Here is a 21537-nt window from a genome sequence, read left to right as displayed (position 1 = left end):
TATGTCGCATCCGTCCCGAATGAGCGCGCTCGACCGCCTGACCGGCCTGATCGAGACCACGTTGAAATTGCCGGCGGCGAAGGTGGACGCCGATGCGGCGCTGCCCGAGCTGGGCATCGACTCCATCATCATGATGGAGCTGATAGACGGCATCGCCCGCGAGTTCGGCCAGGCGTTGACGCCGGCCCAGTTCGCCGGCGTCGGCACGCTGCGCGAACTGGCGGCGCTGTTGGACGCCAGCGCTCCGCAGAGCGAGCCGGCTGCTACTCGGTCCGCGCCGCCCGACGCCGATTTGGCGGGCTTCGTCAACCGCCGCTACGGCATCCGCCTGGAGGGCGCGGATGGCGCATCGGCCGAAGCCGTCGCCGACGCGCTGGTTTCCGGGCATGCGGATGCGTTGATCCGCCATTACGGCTTGGCCGGAGAGGGACCCGTCCCGGCTTCGGCTGGCGGCGACATCGCGCTGGTGGGCCTGAGCTGCTTGTTGCCCGACGCGCCCGATGCCGGCGCGTTCTGGCGCAATCTGATGGCGGGCAAAAACAGCGTTCGCCAGGTGCCGGAGGACCGCTGGAGTTGGGAGGCGCATTACGCCGACGCGCCGGCGGCCGGCAAGACCCTGTCCAAATGGGGCGCGCTGGTGGACGGCGTCGATGGCTTCGACGCGGCTTTCTTCAACATTCCGCCGGCAGAGGCGCGGGCGATGGACCCCCAGTTGCGCCTGCTGCTGCAACAAGCCTACCGCGCGGTGGAGGACGCCGGGGTCGACATCCGCTCGCTGGCGGGCTCCCGCGCCGGGGTTTTCGTCGGCTACCAGTACTCGGAATACGAGCAGCTGCTGCGCGGCATGGATTTTGGCTCGCTGGCGGACGGCCCGGTGTTCACCTCGTCCAGCCCCACTTATTACCTGGCCAACCGCCTGTCGCACGCCTTCGATCTCCGCGGCCCCAGCGAGGCGATCAATGTCAATTGCGCGTCGTCGGCGGTGGCGATCAACCGCGCTTATTACTCGCTGCTCAACGGCGAGTGCGATCTGGCCATCGTCGGCGGCGTTTCGCTCAATCTGGGCGCGGGCGATTACGTGGCGTCCTCGCAGTATGGGCTGCTGTCGCCTGATGGCAGCAGCGGCGTGTTCGACGACGACGCCAGCGGCTTCACCCGGGGCGAGGGCGTGGGCGTGGTCGTGCTGAAGCGGCTGGCCGACGCGCGCCGCGACGGCGACCGCGCCTATTGCCTGATCAAGTCCTGCCATCAGAACCACCGCGGCGCGGCGCGCAGCCTGTCCGAGGTGAAGCACGAGTCCATTACCGCCGCGTTGGCCGATTGCTACCGCAAGGCCGGCGTGGAGCCGGACTCGGTGCGCTACATCGAGGTGGACGGCTATGCGCGCAAATGGGCCGACTCCTTCGAGTTCGAGGGCGTCAAGAACGCGCTGGGACAGGCCATGGCCGGCAAGCGCTGCGCGCTGGGCAGCGTCAAGGGCAATATCGGCAACGTGGAGGCCGCCAGCGGCGTGGTCAACGTGATCAAGCTGGCGCTGTCGCTGCGCCACGGCCGCTTCCCGGCCACCATTTCCATGCGCAAGCTCAGCAACTTCATCGATATCGCCAGCGAGGATCATCCGCTTTACATCGCCGACCGCGAAATCGTCCTGGACGATATCCGCGACGGCGACCAGCCGATCCGCGCCGGCGTCAATTCCTTCGCCGACAGCGGCAGCAATGTCCACATTCTGCTGGAGGAGTGCCTGGAAGGGGGCGAGCGCGCGGACGATGGCGGCGAGCAATTGTTCGTGCTGTCGGCCAGGACGCCGGAGCGGCTGGCGGCCTATCTGGACGCTTACCTTTCTTTCCTGGACGGGGAGGGCGCGCATGCCCGCCTGGCGGATCTGGCCTACACCTCGCAGTTGGGCCGCGAGCCGATGGACGCGCGGCTGGCGGTGGAGGCCGGCTCGATAGCCGAGCTGCGCGGCAAGCTGGCATCGGCGGCGGAGAACGGAGAGCTGTCCGGCTTGGAGGCGCGCGGCATCTACTACGCCGCTTCCGATGCCGAGCGGCGCAATCCGCTGGCTGGCCTGATCGGCGGCGACATCGCCGCCATGCAGCTGGAACAGGCTCGGGATGGCGGCCGATGGGGGCACGTAGCGCGGTTGTGGGTGCATGGGGTGGAGATGCCCTGGCGCGCCTTGTGGCGCGGCCGCGGCGTGCGGCCGGTGTCGGCGCCGGGCTATCCCTTCGCCGGGACGCGGCACTGGCTGGGCGAGGATGAGGACCGCGCTGCCGTTCCTGCGGCGCCGCGCGCGGCCAAGACCCAGGCTTCGGCGCCGGATGATTGCGCCGGGCTGGACGCCGCCGGACGCGCCATCGTGCTGCTGAGGCGCGAAGCTGCCGCGAAGCTGGACCTGGCCGTCGGCGACGTGGCGACCGACAGGCCGTTGATCGAGCTGGGGCTGGGTTCGGTGGACATCATGGAGATGATGCAGCGGGTGGACGCGGAGATGGGCGTGGCCCTGTCGCCGGCCGACATTTTCCGCTACCCGGGCATCGCGGCGTTGGCCAGCCGCATCGCCGCCCTCGCGGCGGAGCGCGAGCCGCGGACCGAGAACGGCGGCGAACGGCTGGTGCCGATGCGGACCGGCGGCGGTCGGGAGCCCATCGTCGCCTTGCCCGGAGCGGGCGGCGGCGCGCTGTCCCTGCAATTGCTAAGCCGCGAGTTGGGCGATAGCCAGCCGTTCTACTGCGTGGAGCCCGCCGGCGGCGCGTCCAGCGTGGAGGAGACGGCCGCGGCCAATATCCGCTTGCTGGACGGCGCCGGGCTGCAGGGGCCGTGCCGGCTGCTGGGTTATTCCAACGGCGGGGTGGTGGCCTATGAAATGGCGCGCCAGTTGCTGGCCATGGGGCGGCAGGTGTCGTCGGTGATTCTGCTCGACACCCTGCGTCCCGATCTGCGCGGCTACGGCATGGCGGCCATGATGGCCGACGTGTTCCGCCACTTCTCGCGCACATTGGGCGCGGAAATCTCCGTGGACGCCGGCGAGCTGGACGCGCTGCCGGCCGGAGAGCGCGGCGCCAGGCTGCACGTCCTGCTGGGCGAAAAGGGCATCCGGCTTCCATACGACGCTTTCCAGGCGACGTTCGACATCGCGGTGGCCAGCGAGGGGGCTTGCCGGGCCTACCGGCCGCAGCCGTTGCCGGACGGGGCGAGGCTGACGCTGATCCGGGCAGGCGGCGGCTTCGCCGGCGCGCCTGAGGACTATGGCTGGAGCGAGCTGGCGGCGGGGCGGTTCGGCGTGTTTGAGGTCGCCGCCGACCATTTTTCCATCGTGACCGATCCTGCGGCGGTGGCGGAGGCTGCCAAGCGCATGCTGCAGCGCGACGCGAAACCGGCCCGCAAGCCCGTCGCGCAGGGCGAACTGGCTGTCAGCGGCTAGGGAAGGCATCCATGAAACATGAAGAATTCGACGTCATCGTCGTCGGCTCCGGCGTATGCGGCGCCACCATCGCCCGGGAAATGAGCCGGCAGGGGCGCAAGGTGCTGATGCTGGAGAGGGGCGGCTCCGCGCCGGCCAGGGAAAGCCTGGCCGGCATCGCCGGCATCGCCGACGAAGTCCGGCTGGGCGAACGCAAGCTGGCCACGGTCAGGGCATTGACCACCGGCGGCTCCACTTCGATGTATTTCGCCGTCGCCAATATGCCGCCGCTGGAGTTGTTCCGCGCGCACGGCATCGAGTTGGCGGACGATCTGGAAGCGGTGCGCCGCGAGTTGCCGATCGCCGCGCTGCCGGACAGGCTGCTGACGGCCAAAGCGCGCCGGCTGCGGGCCAGCGCCATCGAGCTGGGGCATGACTGGCGCAAGAACGAGATGCTGATAGACGCGTCGCGCTGCGACTCCGGCTACCGCTACGAAGCCAAATGGAAGGCGCTGGATTATGTCGAGGACGCGCTGGCGGCTGGCGCGACGCTGATCCCGCGCGCCATGGTGGTGCGCGTGCTGCGGGAGGGCGGCCAGGCGATAGGCGTGGAATACCGGCGGCGCAAGGGCTTCGGCTCCGAGCTGCGGCAGGCCTACGCCGGGAAAGTGGTGCTGGCCGCCGGCGAGCTGGCCACACCGACAATGCTGCGGGACTGCGGCGTGGACGGCGTCGGCGCGCGCGGCTTCTTCTGCAACCCCGGTTACGGGGTTTACGGCCTGGTGCCGGGACTGGGAGGCGGCGAGGAGGGCTTCGTCGGCAGCATGAGCTGCCATCTGGACGACGGCATCGAGCTGGGCGACGCCAATGTGGCCCGCGTGCTGCACCGGCCGATGATGCTGGCGGCGCTGCGTTTCCGCCACCTGCTCTCCTACGGCGATTGCGTGGGCGTCGGCGTCAAGGTCAAGGATGGCCTGGGCGGCCGCCTGGAGGCGGATGGGCGCTTGCGCAAGGGTTTCGACCACCGGGACCAAGTCCGGCTGGACCGGGGGCGGCGCGAGGCGGTCCGCCTGCTGGAGCGGGCGGGCGCCAAGCATATTTTCGACGTCGGATTGCGCGCCGCTGGCCGCATCGGCGGTTTGATCCGCATCGGCGAGCACGTCGATGGCAAGCTGGAAACCTCGCTGCGCGGCCTGCATGTCTGCGACGGTTCCATCATTCCCGACGACATGCGCGGCACGCCGACGGTTTCGCTGATCTGCCTGGCGCGCCATCTGTCCCGGCATCTGCTGGCCGCGACCTGAGCGCGGCTTTCATCCACCAACCTTCGGAATCGAGCAATGACATCAAGCAATCAGATGGCGGCCGCCGCCCCGGTCCAGGCCAAGCCGCAACGGCGATGGCGCAAACGCCTGCTGCGGGCGGGGCTGGTCCTGCTGGCGCTGGCCGTGGCCGCCCATTTCGCCTGGGTGTACTCGGGCTCCAACCGCTGGGAGCCGTCGCGGGATCAGGACGGGGTCCAGGTGTGGACCTTGAAGACGCCGGGCAGCGGCCTGGTGCTGGTGAAGGCGCACGCCCGCGTCAAATCCAGCCTGTCAGGCATGGTGAAGCTGCTGGAGGACCTGAGCAGCTGCGCCGAGGCCTACTGCTACGACGGTTCGGTGATTGAGCGCCTGCCGACGACGCCGGACCGCTACGCCGCGTACGTGCAGTTCAAGTTCGACATGCCCTTGTTGAAAACCCGCCAGTACGTGCTGTTGCAGGAACACTGGCAGGACCCTGTCAGCAAGCGGCTGGAGCTCAACATCATCGCCGCGCCCAACCGCATCCCGCGCGACGAGTGCTGCGTGCGCATCGCCCATCTGAGCAACCACTGGACCATCACGCCGCAACCGGACGGCTGGCTGGACATCGAGTTCACCCAGGATACCGACGTAGGCGGATTGCCGTACCCGCTGGTCAATCCGGCGCTGATTGAAAGCACCTACCAGATTCTCCACGGCATGCAAGGGCTGATGAATATGGAGAAATATCGCAACGCGCGGGTCCCCGGCATCCGCGAACTGGACACCCCGAACACGTGAGGACGTAGATGAGCAAGCTCGAAAACACTTTGCCGCCGGCCGCGATGCCGGCTCCCGCCAAGCGCTTCTCCCGCCTGCGCCGGCTGGGCAAGGCGCTGATCTACGCGGTGCCGGCGCTGGCGCTGTTGTCCGTGCTGGGCAACTGGCTGTGGATGTTGTCCGGCTCCAATCGCTGGGAGCTGCAGTCCGACGCTGACGGCGTGCAGGTCTACACCATGAAGACCCCGGGCTCGTCGGCGCTGCGCGTGCGCGGCATCGCCACGATGAAGCAGTTCAGCCTCAGCAACCACATCGCGCCTTTCCTGGATGAAAGCATCCAGAACAACTGCGCCGAGTGGGTGCAAGGCTGCCTGGGCTACCGCATCGTCCAGCCATGGGACCCGCGCAGCGGGAGCATCGTCACCCTGTGGTCGGTGGAGCTGTTTACGCCGTTCACCCCGCGCGAAATGCTGCTGCTGGGCCAACTGAGGCAGGACCCGGCCACTGGCGTGGTGACGCTGGAGAACATCGCGGCGCCCAACAAGCTGCCGCCCAACGACAACCGGGTGCGGCTGGAGCACATGCACAACGTTTTCCGTTACACCCCGCAGCAGGACGGCGCGGTCAAGGTGGAGGTGTTGTACGACATGGATATGGGCGGTGGCTTTCCGCAATGGGCGCAGAACTTGATGGCGCCGATGGTGGTGAGGCAGATGCTGACCAAGGACATTCCCCGCCAACTGAATCAGGAGAAATACCGCAAGGCGAGGTTCGACTTCCTGGCCGACCCGACGCTGGCCAAGCATTGACGGCGGGAGGGGCGCGCCAAGGCGCGCCCGAGAGGGCGCTTGCGCGCCATTGTTATGACAAGTGATTGGAGTAGCGATGCGGGAAGAGGTCAAACCGGTGGTGGTGGTCAGCGGCGGCAGCCGCAGCCTGGGTCTGAAAATTTGCGAAAGCCTGCTGGCCGGCGGCTACCGGGTGGCGACATTCAGCCGCAACGACACGGCGGAGTTGAGCCGGCTGCGGGATAGCGCCGCCGGCGATTTCCATTGGGAGGCCGCCGACGTGACCGACGCGCCGGCGCTGTCCCGTTTCCTGGCGCGCGCGCGGGAGAGGCTGGGCCCGCTGCGCGGCCTGGTCAACAACGCCGGCGTCTACCACGAAGGGCTGTTGGCGATGAGCCGGCCGGACGACATCGCCCGTTTGCTGGAGGTGAACCTGGGCGGCGCGATCCGGCTGGCCCAGCTGTGCGCCAAGCAGATGATGGTGGGCGGCGGCGGGGCCATCGTCAACGTGTCCTCGGTGGCCGGCGTCCGCGGCTTCGAGGGCGTGGCGGCCTACAGCGCCACCAAGGCCGCGCTGGACGGGCTGACCCGCAGCCTGGCGCGGGAGCTGGGGCCGATGCGCATCCGCGTCAACGCGGTGGCGCCTGGGCTGATGGAGACGGAAATGGTGTCCGGCATGGTGGTAAGGCAAAAGGAGCAGCTCGTGCGGCAAACGCCGCTGGGCAGATTGACGACGGTGGACGACGCCGCCTCCGTCGTCCGGTTTCTGTTGTCGGACGAAGCGGGATTCGTCACGGGACAGACGCTGATCGTGGATGGCGGATTGACGACTTGACGGGAGATATCCAGATGCAACACGACGTTAGACAAGTGATTGAAAAGACGCTGCGCCTGGTGGCGGAGGAAAACCTGCTGATCCTGCCGGCCTATGGCGACGACACCGAGCTGGTGGACGAGATGGGCTTCACCTCGGTGAGCATCGCCATGCTGCTGTTCCGGGTGGAGATGGAGCTGGGCGTGGACCCGTTCCTGGACGAAAACGTGCGCATCACCGACATCCGCACCGTCGGCGATCTCTGTCGCGTTTACTCGGACTGTCTGGCGGCACAAGCGTAACCCGGCGGTCGCGCACCGCCCGTTTTCTCGAGAGATGAAGAGCACATGAACAAGGCTAGAGATGTTGCGGTGATCGGCATGGCCGGTCGTTTTCCGGGCGCGGACAATGTGTCCGAACTGTGGGCCAAGCTGTGCGTGGGGCATCAAGGCATCCGCGACCTGTCGGACGAGTCTCTGCGCCGCGCAGGCGTGAGCGAGGCCGAGCTGGCCGACCCTAGCTATGTGAAGGCATGCGCGCCGCTCGCCGACGCGGACCGCTTCGACCCGGGCTTCTTCAAGATCGCCCCGCGGGAGGCGGAGCTGATGGATCCGCAGGTCCGGCTGCTGTTGCAATGCGCGTGGGAGACGCTGGAAGACGCGGGCTACGCCGGGCCGGGGCCGCAGAATGTCGGCGTGTTCGCAGGCGCCGGCGGCGTGGTCACCAGCTATTTCGCCAACTTCGTCAATCTGCATGATCGCATCGAGAAAATTTCGGCGGGCGCGACCCATATCTGCAACGACAAGGACTTCCTCTCCACCTATCTCTCGTACAAGCTCAATCTGACCGGGCCGAGCATGACGGTGCAGACCGCCTGCTCGACTTCGCTGGTGGCGGTGCACCAGGCGCGGATGAGCCTGCTCAACGGCGAGTGTTCGATGGCGCTGGCCGGCGGCGTCAGCGTGCGGGTGCCGCTGGAGCACGGCTACCGCTACCGCGAGGGCTATATCTTCTCGAAAACCGGGCGCATCCGAGCTTTCGACGCCGACGCCGACGGCGTGGTGTTCGGCAGCGGCCTGGGGCTGGTGTTGCTCAAGCGGCTGGACGAAGCGGTGCGCGACGGCGACCACATCTACGCGGTGATCAAGGGCTCGGCGATCGGCAACGACGGCAAGGCCAAGATGAGCTACGCCGCCAGCAGCGCCAGCGGGCAGATATCCTGCATCCGCGCCGCGCTGGACAACGCCGGGGTGAGCGCCGACAGCATAGGCCTGGTGGAAACTCACGGCACCGGCACCGCGATGGGCGATCCGGAAGAGGTCAAGGCGCTGTCCAGCGCCTTCAAGCGAGATACCGAGCGCAAGGGCTATTGCGCGCTGGGCGCGGCGAAGGCCAATCTCGGCCATCTGGAAGCCGCCGCCGGCGTGGTCGGCCTGATCAAGGCTGCGCTGGCGGTCCAGCGTGGCGTGATCCCGCCGGTCGTCAACTACGCCAAGCCCAATCCGCGGATACGCTTCGAAAACACGCCGTTCTACGTCGACGCCGAGGCGCGAGGCTGGCCGAAGCAGGACGGGCCGCGCCGCGCCGCCGTCAACGGACTGGGCGTGGGCGGGACCAACGCCTTCGTGGTGCTGGAGCAGCATCAGCCGTCCCGGCGCGTCAGCAAGGCCGCGGGCCCGGTCGTGGCTCCCATCTCGGCGCGGACGGCGGAAAGCCTGCGCGCCTACGCGGGCAGGTTGGCTGATTTCCTCGAGCGCGAGAGCGCGGACCTGGGCGATCTGGCCTATACGCTGCAGACCGGCCGCCAGCACATGGCTTGCCGCGCGGCCTTCGTCGCGGACACCGTCGAGCAGCTGCGGGAGCAGTTGCAGGCCTATGCCGCCGGCCATGAGCCGCTGGCCGCCGCCGGCGCGCAAGGCGAGCTGGTCGCCGCCTGGATGGCGGGCGGCGACGTCGACTGGAGCGCCGCGCGCGGCAAAGGCAAGCGCCTGCGCGTCAGTCTGCCCACCTATGTTTTCGCCCGCGAGCGCTATTGGCTGGAGACCGAAGCCCGCGCCGATGCCGGCGCGCTGCTGCACCCGTTGCTGCACGCCAATACCTCGGATCTGGACGAGCATCGCTACAGCTCGCTGTTCAGCGGCGAAGAATTCTTCCTGCGCGACCACCAGGTGCGCGCGGAAGCGGGCGGCGAGGCCAGCCGGGTGTTGCCCGGCGTGGCCTATCTGGAAATGGCGCGCGCGGCGGCCGAGCGGACGGGCCTCGCCGCGGGCGGCTGGATCTTGCGCAACATCGCGTGGTTGAGGCCGGCCGTGGTCGACCAGCCGCGCCGAGTCAATATCGCGCTGCTGCCGGACGGCGGCGGCATCGCTTTCGAAGCCTATGGCGAAGATGACGCCGCGCACTGCCAGGGCCGGGCGGAGGCGGCCGCGGGAGAGCCGCCGGCCAAGCTGGACGTCGCGGAGCTGGAGGCTTCGCTGAATGGGGATGCGCGCGGCGCCGACGCGGTCTACGCAGCCTTCGATGCGATGGGGCTGGCCTATGGGCCGGCGCACCGGGCGGTACGCGCGCTGCGCCGCGGCGAGAACGCCGCGCTGGCGCGCTTGTCGCTGCCGGCGTCCGCGCGCGACGGCGCTGGCGAATTCCTGCTGCATCCCAGCTTGCTGGACGGCGCGCTGCAGGCCGCCTCCACGCTGCTGTTCGATCTGGACGCGCCGCCGAGCGCGCCCATCGTGCCGTTCGCGCTGGATTCCGTCCGCGTCTGGTCGGCCTGCCCGGCGGAGGAAACGCTGGCATGGGCGCGGCTGAACGAGTCGGGCAGCCTGGACATTGACCTGGCCGACGCCGACGGCAATGTCTGCATGTCGCTGCGCGGCTTCGCCGCCCGCGCGCTGGACGGCGGCCGCCAAGGCGCCTTGTTGGCGACGGAAGCCTGGGTCCGCCGCGAGGCCGGCGAAACGGCTTTTTCCGGGGATCGAATCGCGGTTCTGTGCGGCCTGCCGGATGTGGATGCCGACGCACTGGGTTGTGAAACCCTGGCGCTGCCGATGCCGGACGGCGACGCCGCCGAGCGCTACGCCAGCCTGTCCCTGGCTTGCTTCGACCTGCTGCGGCAACGCCTGGCCGGCAAGCCGGAGCAGGAAACGCTGCTGCAGTTCGTCTTGCCCGACGGCGACGAGCCGGGCCTGATGGCCGGCATGGCCGGCATGCTGAAGACCGCCGCGCTGGAAAATCCTTTGCTGCGCGGCCAATTGATTTTCACCGATCTCGCCGGCGGCGAGGCAGCGTTGGCGGCGCGGCTGGCAGCCGATGCCGGGTCGCCGGAGCAAACGCTGATCCGCCATGCGGGCGGCGAGCGCATGGCGGCCGTTTGGGAGGTCCTGAGCGACGCGCCGCAGGCCGGATCGACGGAAGCGCCGTTCAAGGCCGGCGGGGTTTACCTGATCACCGGCGGCCTGGGCGGCCTGGGCATGCTGTTCGCCCGTGAAATCGCCCGGCAGGCCGAAGGCGCGCGCATCGTGCTGACCGGCCGCGCGGACGAGGGCGAAGTGGCGGCGTCGACGGACAAGAGCCGCTTGCTGGCGGAGCTGGCCGAAGCTGGTTGCTCGGCGGAATACCGCCGAATGGACCCTGCCGACGCGGAGCGGACGAGGGAGGTGATCGCCGCCGTCGCTCGCGACTATGGCCGGCTCAACGGCGTGCTGCACAGCGCCGGCATGATAGACGATGGCTTCGTCCTGAAAAAAACGGATGAAAGCTTCCGCGCGGTGCTGGCGCCCAAGGTGGCCGGCGCCTTCAATCTGCATCGGGCGACGCTGGACCTGGATCTGGATTTTCTGGCGCTGTTCTCGTCGCTGACGTCCGCCCTCGGCAACCTGGGGCAGGCCGACTACGCGGCGGCCAACGGTTTCCTCGACCGTCTCGCCGCCTATCGCAACCAGCTGGTCGAGTCCGGCGTTTGCCGAGGACGCGCGCTGGCCATGCTGTGGCCCTTGTGGCGCGAGGGAGGCATGGCGGTATCCGGACAAGAAAGCCAGCGGCTGGCCGACGCCATGGGCATCCGGCCGATGGACTCGCAAACCGGCATGCGCCTGTTCGCCCAGGCGCTGGCCGGCGGTTTCAGCCAGGCGCTGGCGATGGAAGGCGACCTCGCCACCATGCGCCGCGTCTTGGGCGGACATGCCGCGCCTATGGAAACCGCAGCCGTCGCCCCGGACAGCGCGTCCGCGCCGGAGCTGGCGAGCCAGGCGGAAGCCTGGTTGTGCGGCCAACTGCGCGCATTGCTGAAGCTGGACAAGGTGGACCCGGCCGCGCCGCTGGACACTTATGGCATGGACTCCATCCTGGCGCTGGATCTGACTCGGCATCTGGAGAAGTCGTTCGGCCAGCTTCCCAAGACGCTGTTTTTCGAATATTTGAACCTGCGCGACCTGGCGGCCTACTTCGCCCGCGCCCATGCCGGCAGGCTGGCGCGGCTGCTGGGCGGCGAAGCGGCGGGCGAGTCCGCGGCCGCGCCCGTCGCCGAGCTTGCGTTTTCCAGTGCGCGCAGCCTGCGCGGGCAAGCCGCGCGCGCGCGCCGCGCAAGCCCTGAGCAACCCATCGCCATTGTCGGCCTCAGCGGACGCTATCCCGGCGCGCGCGATGTCGACGCGTTCTGGGAGGCCTTGCGCGAAGGGCGAGACTGCATCACCGAAGTGCCGCGCGAACGCTGGGACTGGCGCGAGTACTACAGCGAAGACAGAAGCAAGCCGGGCGCGCACTACAGCAAATGGGGCGGCTTCATCGAAGGCGTGGACGAGTTCGACGCGCGTTTCTTCAATATCGCGCCGCCGGAGGCGGACAAGATGGACCCGCAGGAGCGGCTGTTCCTCGAGCACGCTTGGATGGCGGTGGAGGACGCCGGCTATACCCGCGCGCGGCTGCGCGCGCCGGTAGGCGGCCAGCCGGGGCAGGTGGGCGTCTACGCCGGCGTGATGTACGGCGAATACCAGCTGCTGGGCGCCGAGTCCAGCCTGCTGGGCCAGCGCATGGGCTTCGCCAGCAATCCGGCCAGCATCGCCAACCGCGTATCCTATTTCCTCGACTTGCACGGCCCCAGCATGGTGGTGGACACCATGTGCTCGTCGTCGCTGACCGCCATTCACCTCGCCTGCCAGGATCTGCGGCTGGGCCGCACCGGCCTGGCCATCGCCGGCGGCGTCAACGTCACGATCCATCCTAACAAATATCTGATGCTGAGCGCCGGCCAGTTCATTTCCGGCGACGGCCATTGCCAGAGCTTCGGCGAGGGCGGCGACGGCTACATCCCGGGCGAAGGCGTCGGCGCGGTGGTGCTCAAGCGCCTGTCCGACGCCGAGCGCGACGGCGACCGCGTCTACGGCGTGATCCGCGGCAGCGCGCTCAGCCACGGCGGCAAGACCAATGGCTACACCGTGCCCAATCCGCAGGCCCAGGCCGCAGCGATACGCCAGGCGATGGAGGAGGCCGGCGTCGACGCCAGGAATATCGGCTACATCGAGGCGCACGGCACCGGCACCAAGCTGGGCGATCCGATCGAGATCGCCGCGCTGGCCAGGGCGTTCGGTGAAAGCGCAGAGGACGCCGGCTTCTGCCGGATCGGCTCGGTGAAATCCAATATCGGCCATTGCGAGGCGGCGGCCGGCATCGCCGGGCTGACCAAGGTGCTGCTGCAGATGCGGCATCGGAGCATCGCGCCGTCGCTGCATTCCAGCCGTCTGAATCCGCATATCGATTTCGAATCCACGCCTTTCGTCGTCAACCAGACGCTGCGCGCCTGGGACGCGCCGGAGGCGGGCGGCCGCGCGCTGCCGCGCATCGCGGGCATTTCCTCCTTCGGCGCGGGCGGATCCAACGCCCATTTGGTGGTGGAGGAGCATGTGGCCGCTGTCCGCGCGCCGACCGGGACCGTCCGCGCGCAGCCTGTGCCCTTGTCCGCCCGCACGGCCGAGCAGCTGCGGCGGAAGGCCGCCGATCTGTTGGCGATGCTGGACAAAGACACTGGCGGCGCCGATTTTCCGGCCATCGCGTCCACGCTGCGGCTCGGCCGCGAATCAATGGCAGAGCGCTTGGGCGTGTTGGCCGCCGACGCGGCCGAGTTGGCCGCCAAACTGCGCGCCTTTGTCGATCACAGCCGGCTGGAGGCCGGGGTGTTCCGCGGCCGCGCCGAGCCTGCGGCTGAGCCGCAGGCCGCGATGTCGCCGGAAATGGATGATGCCCAACGCGCGCGCGCGCTGGCGTTGTGGACTGCCGGCGCCGAAACCGACTGGCGCGCGCTGGAGCCCATGTCCCCGCCGCCTGTCAGCCTGCCGGCGTATCCGTTCGCGCGGCAACGCCATTGGGTGGATGTGCCCAAGGGCCGAGTCGTCGCGCGGGATGGCCATCCGCTGCTAGGGGAAAACCGTTCCGGCTTCGACGGGCCGCGCTATGTCTCGGCCTTTTCCGGCGGAGAGCCTTTCCTGGCCGGGGAGCCGGGACAGCGCGCCTTGGGCGCGGCCGCCTGCCTGGAAATGGCCCGCGCCGCGTTTGAAGCGGTGATGGGCGAGGGTAAAACGGAATGTCTGGAGCTGTCCGAGGTGGCCTGGGCTGTTCCCGGCGTCGCCGTTGAAGGCTGCGAGCTGGCCATTTCCCTGTTCGAGCGGAACGGCAACGCCGCCCGCTTCGAGATTCATCGCGCGGATGGGGACGAAGCCGTCCATTGCCAGGGCCGGCTGGCCTTCCGCCCCGCGGAACGAGCCGCGAGGCTGGATCTGGCCGCATTGCGCTCCGTCGCCGCAGGGCGTTTGCTGGCCTTGCCGCCGATGGAGGCCGGGAATGGCGACGCGTCGCGCATCGCCCGGCTGGATGGGGCCTTGCGGGCCGCCGCCGAATCGGCCGGGCTGGACATGCAGCCGGCCTGGCTGGACGGCGCGCGCTTTCCGGGCGAGGTTGAGCGGGCGACGCATGCTTGGCTGCGGCCGGCGCTGTCGGGGCGCGCTGGGTTCGACATCGATCTTTGCGACGACGACGGCGCGGTCCTGGCGCAGCTGAAAGGCCTGGCGCACCCGGACGGCCGCGAGGCCTTGGCGCCTGCGGTGGAAGCTGCTGTCGCCGCGGACGCGCCGCGCAAAGTGGCGCTCGCGCTGCCCTCAGGAGCTGTCGAGCCGGCGGCCAAGCCCGGCAAGCCCTTGGGCATCCAATTGGGCGAACCCGCCGCCGCGGAGCTGGCGTCCGGATCGATGTCGGCCGCGAAGCCGGCTGTCGCGCTGGGCGGCCCCGCCGCGCCGGCCGCGTCCTTGGCTCCGCCCGAGCCCTTGGTTGATTTGTACCGGCATGGCGACGGCGTATACGAGTTGAAAGTCGGCGCGCCTAACGCGCTGTCCGCCGATTGCGCCGCGCAATTGCGCGCCGCGCTGGACGCCGCGGCGGCCGATGCGGATGCGAAGGCGCTGATTTTGAGCGGTTCCGGGACGATGTTCCTGCAAGGCGGCGCCGACGCGCATGCCGAAGCGTTGAGGGCCGGCCTGTACCGGGCATTGCTGGACTTCCCGGTGCCGGTGATCGCCGCGATGCGAGGGGAAGCGCAGGGCGCGGGCTTCCTGCTCGGCGCGCTGTGCGATTTCATGGTCTGCGCCGAGGCGTCGAGCTACGGCTTCGTCGACGCCGAAGCCGGACTTGCTCCCGGCCATGCGCGCGGATTGCTCGAGGCCCGGTTCGGCCGTGCGCGCGCCGCGGATCTGCTGTATCTGGAGCCGCGCCAGAAGGGCGAGGCGCTGCGGCGCAAGGGCTGGAGCTGCCCAGTGCTGCCGGAGGCTGAAGTAGAGGCGCATGCGCGCCATCTGGCCGGCGATCTGGCCCGCAAACCGGCTCAAGCGCTGCGTTTGCTGAAGCGCCATCTGGCACGGCCTTTGGCCGAACCCGCGCTGGCGCTGGATGCCGCGACGCCCGCAGCGCGCAGGAAATGCGCGCCGGAAGCGCGCCTGCCGGCTGCCGATTTCGAATGCCTGCAATTGCGCGGCCATCCGGCCGGCGTGCTGGAGGCGTCCATCCGCGTGCTGGACGGCGGCATCGACATCCAGGCCTTGGCCGGCGAGCTGGCGAAGCTGGTCGATTTGATCAACGCCGACGACGATTGCCGCAGCCTGGCGCTGATGAGCGAGCATCCGGGCTTTCTGCCGCTGGGCGGCGCGGCGGAGGACGCCGCGGCCTCGCAGGCGCTGATGGCCGAGCTTGGCCGGCTGGAGAGGCCTGTGGTGGCAGCGCTGGACGCCGGTGCGCGCGGAGCCGCCTGGCTGGCCGCGCTCGGCGCGGATGTTTGCGTTTATCGAACCGACGGCTGCTATGCGATGGAAGGCCTGTTGAGCGACGCCGCGCAAGCGGCCTTGCGCCGTCATTTCGACGATGAGCCGGCCTACCGCCTGCTGCTGGACGGCGGCGAATACGCCGGCGCCGAGCTGCTTGGCCGTTTCGGCGCGACGCAGGTATGCGAGCCGGGCAAGGTCGCGCAAGGCGCGCTGGCGCTGGCGGCGAATCTGGCTGCGCTGACCCGCGAGGAGCTGAGCGCCTGGCGCGCGGCCGGCGCGCAGCCACCCCTGGCTTATGAGCCGGCGGGCGAAGACGAAGCGACAGTGCCCGGCCCGGTGGCGCTATCGTCAGGCGCGGTGAAGGCGGTCGCCCATACGAACGGCGTGCTGGAAGTGCGTCTGGAGGACCGAGCGGCCAAGAATATGTTCTCCGACGCGTTCAGCGGCGGGCTGCGGGAAGCGTTCGCCCACGTCGCGGCCAGCCGCGCCTACAAGGCGGTGGTGCTGACCGGCTACGACCAGTATTTCTCATCGGGCGGCACGCAGGAAACCTTGCTGGCGATACACGAGGGCAGCGTCCGTTTCAACGACAACCCGATTTTCCGGCTGCCGCTGGATTGCGAGATCCCGGTGATCGCCGCGATGCAGGGCCATGCTATAGGCGCAGGCTGGGCGCTGGGCATGTTCGCCGACTTCGCGCTGCTGGCCGAGGAGAGCCGTTACTACAGCCCTTACATGAGTTATGGCTTCACGCCCGGAGCCGGCGCGACCCTGGTATTCCCGCTGGAGGTTGGCCGCGATCTGGCGCTGGAATCGCTGATGACGGCCCGGGAGTATTCGGGCGCGGACCTGGCGCGCCGCGGCATGCCGCAACGGGCGCTGCCGCGCGGCGAGGTGTTGGCCGAGGCGCTGGCTCTGGCTGGCCGCATCGCGCGGCATCCGCGGTCGTTGCTGCTGGCGTGCAAGCGCCGTCGCTCCGGCCCCTTGCGCCGCGAGCTGGATGAGACCATCGTCCGGGAACTGGAAATGCACGAGCGCACCTTTGTCGGCCAGGCCGGCGCGCTGGCGCGGATTCAGGGCGGTTTCGGCGCGGGAGCGGCGGCGCCCAAAGCCGCCGGCGCGGCGGCCGCGTCCCGCGACGCGGGCAAGGTGGCCGAGCGTTTGCGCAGCCTGCTGGCCCAGGAACTGAGGATGGACGAAGCGGAGATCGTCGACGACGAGCCCTTCGTATCGCTGGGCCTGGATTCGATCACCGGTGTTACCTGGATACGACGGATCAACGAGGATTACGGCACCGACATCGAAGCCGTGCGCATCTACAGCTACCCGACATTGGCCCAGCTGGCGCGGCACGTGGCCGAAACGGCGCCGGTACGCGAAGCGGCGCAAGTCGCGGCCGAGGCCGCGCTGCAGCTTGCGCGGATAGCGCTGCGCTCCTGGCGCGGCTTGGCAAACAAGCCGGCTGGCCGCGGCGGCGACGCGATCGCCGTGGTGGGCATGGCCGGCCGCTTCGCCGGCGCCGACGACCTGGATGCGTTCTGGCGCAATCTCGCCGAAGGACGGGATTGCGTGGAGGAAGTGCCGGCGCGGCGCTGGGACGTGTCGCGCCATTACCAGCCGGGCGAAGCCGCTGCGGGCAAGACCTATAGCAAATGGATGGGCGCGCTGGACGGCCACGATTGCTTCGACCCGGCCTTCTTCAACCTGTCGCCGCGCGAGGCGCGCAGCATGGACCCGCAGCAGCGGGTGTTCCTGGAAACCTGCTGGCACGGCATCGAGCATGCAGGCTACGATCCGCGCAAGCTGTCCGGCAGCCGCTGCGGCGTTTTCGTCGGCTGCGCCGCCGGAGACTACCACCGCCTGTCCGAGCGCGAGCAGCTCAGCGGGCCGGGCTTCACCGGCGCATCGCCGGCCATCCTTGCCGCGCGCATCTCCTATCTGCTGGACCTGCGCGGACCTAGCATGGCGATAGACACCGCCTGCTCGTCGTCGCTGGTGGCCATCGCCAGCGCCTGCGACAGCCTGGTTTCCGGCGCCAGCGATCTTGCCTTGGCCGGCGGCGTCAACGTGCTGGCCGGGCCGGCCATGCATATCATGACCTCGCAGATGGGCATGCTGTCGCCCAGCGGCCGTTGCCGCGCCTTCGATGAGGCCGCCGACGGCATCGCCATCGGCGAAGGCGCCGGCGTGGTGGTGCTGAAACGGCTGGCCGACGCCGAACGCGACGGCGACCGCGTCTACGGCGTGGTGCAGGGCTGGGGCGTCAACCAGGACGGCAAGACCAACGGCATCACCGCGCCCAGCGCCGAGGCGCAGACGCGGCTGCAGCAAGACGTTTACCAGCGTTTCGGCATCGACCCGGCCAGCATCGGCCTGATCGAGGCGCACGGCACCGGCACGCCGCTGGGCGATCCGATCGAAGTGGCGGCGCTGAAAGATGCGTTCGCGCCGCATGTCCGGGCGCAAGGTTTCTGCGCGCTGGGCTCGGTGAAGAGCAATATCGGGCACTGCCTGTCCGCCGCCGGCATTTCCGGCTTTCTCAAGCTGTTGCTGGCGCTGAAGCACCGCCAGCTGCCGCCGGCCGCCAACTTCTCCAGCTTGAATCCGCATATTTCCCTGCAGGGTTCGCCTTTCTACGTCAACGACAAGCTGCGGGACTGGACGGCGCCGGAGGGCCAACCGCGCCGTGCCGCGATCAACGCCTTCGGCTTCAGCGGCACCAACGCCCACATCGTGCTGGCTGAGCATGCGCAGGCGGAAAACAGCCCCGGCTGGAACGGCGACGCGCTGCTGCCGCTATCGGCCCGCACGCCGGAACAATTGCGGGAGCAGGCGGGCCGGCTGCTGGCCTGGCTGGGCGGAAACACCGCCGATCTGGCCCGGCTTGCCGCCACGCTGCAGCTGGGCCGGGCCGAATTCAGCGAACGGCTGGCGCTGCTGGCTGGCTCCGCCGACGAGCTGGCGGCGGGTTTGCGCGCCTTCCTGGATGGCGACGACACGGCCGGCGGCCGCGCTTTGCGGGGCAAGGCGGGCGGCAAGGGCGCGCTGTCGAGCATGGGCGGCGACGCCGACTTCCAGGCGATGGCCGCCAAGTGGATGGCGCAGCGCGAGCTGGGCCGCCTGGCGGAGCTGTGGGCCAAGGGCGTGGCGCTGGACTGGTCGCGGCTGTATCCGGACGGCGCGCCGCGCAAACTGGGTTTGCCGCCGTATCCGTTCGCCCGCGAACGCTATTGGCTGGAAACGGAGCCGGCTCCGGCTGCCGCGGTTGTCGAACCGGTCCGCATGCCGGCGCCGACTCCCGCCAAAGTCGCGGCCGCGCCTGCGGCATCCGCGCCGGACCTGTTGCGCCGCCAGTTGCGGTCCAGCCTGGCCGAGGTGCTGATGATGCGGCCAGACGAGCTGGACGACAGCCGCTCCTTCACCGAGCTGGGCCTGGATTCCATCCTGGGCGTGGAGTGGATGAAGGCGATCAGCCGCGAGCACGGCGTCGCATTGTCGGCGACGCGCATTTACGATTACCCGAACCTGAAGGCGCTGGCCGCCTTCCTGCATCCGCAATTGGCGGCCGGCAGCGTTCCCGAGGCTATTGCCGCCCCTGCGCGCGCCGCAAACGCCGCCGCAACCGCCGCCGCGCCGGCGCGCGCCGATGCGGCCGGATTGCAACAGGAACTGAGGGCCAGCCTGGCCGAGGCGCTGCTGATGCAGCCGGGCGATATCGATGCCGGCCGCTCCTTCATGGAGCTGGGGCTGGACTCCATCATCGGCGTCGAGTGGGTGAAGGCGCTCAACAGCCGCTATGGCGTATCGTTGTCGGCGACGCGCATCTACGACTATCCGGACTTGAAGGCGCTGGCCATCTATCTTGCGGGACAGATGGGCGCGGCGGCCCCCGCCGGACACGCGCCGGCCGAGGCGGGGTTTACCTTCCGTCAGCGTCGCGACGATAGTTTGCGGGACCTGTATTTCCACAGCGCGGACTGCGAGGGGGACTTCGCCGCCACGGGCGAGTGCGAGGTGTCCTGGCGCGTCAGCCCGGAAAGCAATGTCTGCCTGCGCGAGCACGTGGTGTTCGGCGAACATCTGCTGCCCACCGACGCGTATATCGAACTGGTGCTCAGCGCCTTGCGCAGCCACTTCGACGCGCCCGCCGTCAGGCTGGAGCGAATCGCCATCGCCAATCCGCTGTTGGGGACGCCCGGCCGCGAGCGCCACGCGCGCATCGTTTTCCGCCGCAGCGGCGATGGCCTGCAGTTCTTCGTGCGCTCCGGCGACTCGCCGGATGCGGCCGGAGACCGACTGCACATGCAGGGCTTCATCGCGCCGGCCGAGACCGCGCCGATGCGGCTGGAGGACAACGGTTTCGCCGAATTGGCGACGCTCAACGCGGACGAAATTCCGACCAATGTCGGCGCCTGCTACGCGCCGCTGCGCTCGCTGGCATTCGGGGAAGAGGCGGCGCGCGGCGAGATCCGCGTCGCCGGCCACGGCTACCGTTTCCTGGCCAGCCCCTTCGCGCTGTACGGCGGCTTGTGCACGGTGATCAACCACGCGGGCCATCTGGCGGCGCGGCACTATGGCGCCAGCGACGACCAGTTTCTGCCGCACCGGATAGGCGCGGTGAGCGTGCCCGGGGCGCTGAACGACCGCGAATACCGCTGCCTGGCGCGGCTGCGCTCGCGCGCGTTCGACGCTTTCGAGTTCGATTTCGTCCTGATCGACGCGGCGGGCGAGACGGTGGCGTCGGTGGAGGCGATCAGCCTGCGGCGGGTATCGGCCCAAGCCTTGCGAGGCCGAGAGTCGCCATCGTCGCCGGCCGTTCCGGCGCAAACCGGATATGCGGAGAAAATCGCCGTCATCGGCATGTCCTGCCGTTACCCGGGCAGCCCGGACGCAGACGCGTTCTGGCGCAATCTGAGTCAGGGCGTGGACAGCATCAGCGAGATTCCGGACGAGCGCTGGGGCGAGCGCGCGGCCTGGTTCCATCCCGATCCGCGCCATCCGGGCACTTCTTATTCCAAATGGGCCGGCCTGCTGGACGGCATCGACCTGTTCGACCCGCTGTTCTTCGGCATCTCGCCGGCGGAGGCGGAGCTGATGGACCCGCAGCAGCGCATTTTCCTGGAGGAATGCTGGAAGACGATTGAAAGCGCCGGCTATGCGCCGGGCGCGATGTCGGGCGAGGGGTGCGGCGTCTATGTGGGCTGCGCGTCCGGCGATTATGGGCGCGTACTGCGCGACGTGGGCCGGGATGGAGCGGGCGCGGCCTTCATGGGTACGTCCAGCGCGATACTGGCGGCGCGGATTTCCTACTATCTGAACCTCAAGGGCGCGGCCATCGCGGTGGACACCGCCTGCTCGTCTTCGCTGGTGGCGGTGCACCTCGCCTGCGAAAGCATACGCAACGGCGAAAACGAGATGGCGCTGGCCGGCGGCATCAATCTGCTGACTACGCCGATAGGCCACGTGCTGACCTCCCAGGTGGGCATGCCGTCGAAGGACGGCCGCTGCGCGGCCTTCGACGCCGAGGCCGGCGGCATCGTGTTCTCCGAAGGCTGCGGCGTGCTGCTGCTGAAATCCCTGTCCCGGGCGCTGGCCGACAACGACGAGATACTCGGCGTGATCGAAGGCTCCGGCGTCAATCAGGACGGCAAGACCAACGGCATCACCGCGCCGAGCGCCAACGCGCAGGAAAGGCTGCTGCGCCAGGTGTACGGCCGTTTCGGCATCGATCCGCGCCGCATCGGCTACGTGGAGGCGCACGGCACGGCGACCCCGCTGGGCGACCCCATCGAAGTGGACGCGCTGAGCGCGGTGTTCCGCGCCGGCGGCGCGGGGGCGCAAGCCTGCGCGCTGGGCTCGGTGAAAAGCAATATCGGCCACGCCGGTTTCTCTGCCGGCGTAGCGGGCATGGTGAAGGCGCTGCTGTGCCTGCGCCACGGCAAGCTGGTGCCGTCGCTGCATTACCGGCAGCCGAACCCGCACATTGATTTCACAGCGTCGCCGTTCTACGTCAACACGGCCTGCCGCGATTGGGACAGCGACGTTCCGCGCGTGGCGGCGGTCAGCTCGTTCGGTTTCAGCGGCACCAACGCCCACGTGGTGATTTCGGAATATCCGCAGGCGGAACCGGTCGTGTCAGGCACGAACGGCAGCCATGCGGTGGTGCTGT

At 69.1% G+C, this 21537-nt stretch carries 7 protein-coding genes (1 of these 7 only partly in view); all 7 read left to right on the top strand.

Annotated elements, in window-relative coordinates; translation table 11 throughout:
* The first annotated feature begins 1 nt into the window (after position 1).
* Positions 2 to 3427 carry a beta-ketoacyl synthase N-terminal-like domain-containing protein gene (locus VA599_RS10820; protein WP_346788577.1) on the top strand — a complete coding sequence of 1142 codons (3426 nt, stop codon included), beginning with the start codon at positions 2 to 4 and terminating at the stop codon, positions 3425 to 3427.
* A gap of 11 nt (positions 3428 to 3438) precedes the next feature.
* Positions 3439 to 4710 carry an FAD-dependent oxidoreductase gene (locus VA599_RS10815; protein WP_346788576.1) on the top strand — a complete coding sequence of 424 codons (1272 nt, stop codon included), beginning with the start codon at positions 3439 to 3441 and terminating at the stop codon, positions 4708 to 4710.
* A 36-nt stretch (positions 4711 to 4746) separates the two neighbouring features.
* Positions 4747 to 5490, top strand: a complete 744-nt coding sequence (locus VA599_RS10810) for an SRPBCC family protein (RefSeq protein WP_346788575.1) — start codon at positions 4747 to 4749, stop codon at positions 5488 to 5490.
* A gap of 8 nt (positions 5491 to 5498) precedes the next feature.
* A complete protein-coding gene (locus tag VA599_RS10805) occupies positions 5499 to 6278 on the top strand; it encodes an START domain-containing protein (protein ID WP_346788574.1) in 780 nt (259 codons plus the stop codon).
* A gap of 76 nt (positions 6279 to 6354) precedes the next feature.
* Positions 6355 to 7092 carry an SDR family NAD(P)-dependent oxidoreductase gene (locus VA599_RS10800; protein ID WP_346788573.1) on the top strand — a complete coding sequence of 246 codons (738 nt, stop codon included), beginning with the start codon at positions 6355 to 6357 and terminating at the stop codon, positions 7090 to 7092.
* A gap of 14 nt (positions 7093 to 7106) precedes the next feature.
* On the top strand, positions 7107 to 7373 hold the full coding sequence (locus VA599_RS10795; protein ID WP_104947236.1) for a hypothetical protein: 267 nt from the start codon (positions 7107 to 7109) through the stop codon (positions 7371 to 7373).
* A gap of 45 nt (positions 7374 to 7418) precedes the next feature.
* A protein-coding gene (locus tag VA599_RS10790; RefSeq protein ID WP_346788572.1) for an SDR family NAD(P)-dependent oxidoreductase crosses the window boundary here: on the top strand, positions 7419 to 21537 show its 5' portion. The gene runs 1397 nt beyond the window's last position; the window shows 14119 of its 15516 coding nt (coding positions 1–14119); it begins with the start codon at positions 7419 to 7421; the stop codon falls past the right edge of the window.

The organism is Chromobacterium indicum (assembly GCF_039708975.1).
GTDB lineage: Bacteria > Pseudomonadota > Gammaproteobacteria > Burkholderiales > Chromobacteriaceae > Chromobacterium > Chromobacterium piscinae.
Note: the sequence above shows the minus strand (reverse complement) of the source record. Positions and strands in the feature narration are given on the sequence as shown.

Coding starts and splice junctions, on each gene's coding strand:
- VA599_RS10820 (WP_346788577.1), top strand. CDS start 2: ATGTCGCATCCGTCCCGAATGAGCGCGCTCGACCGCCTGACCGGCCTG.
- VA599_RS10815 (WP_346788576.1), top strand. CDS start 3,439: ATGAAACATGAAGAATTCGACGTCATCGTCGTCGGCTCCGGCGTATGC.
- VA599_RS10810 (WP_346788575.1), top strand. CDS start 4,747: ATGACATCAAGCAATCAGATGGCGGCCGCCGCCCCGGTCCAGGCCAAG.
- VA599_RS10805 (WP_346788574.1), top strand. CDS start 5,499: ATGAGCAAGCTCGAAAACACTTTGCCGCCGGCCGCGATGCCGGCTCCC.
- VA599_RS10800 (WP_346788573.1), top strand. CDS start 6,355: ATGCGGGAAGAGGTCAAACCGGTGGTGGTGGTCAGCGGCGGCAGCCGC.
- VA599_RS10795 (WP_104947236.1), top strand. CDS start 7,107: ATGCAACACGACGTTAGACAAGTGATTGAAAAGACGCTGCGCCTGGTG.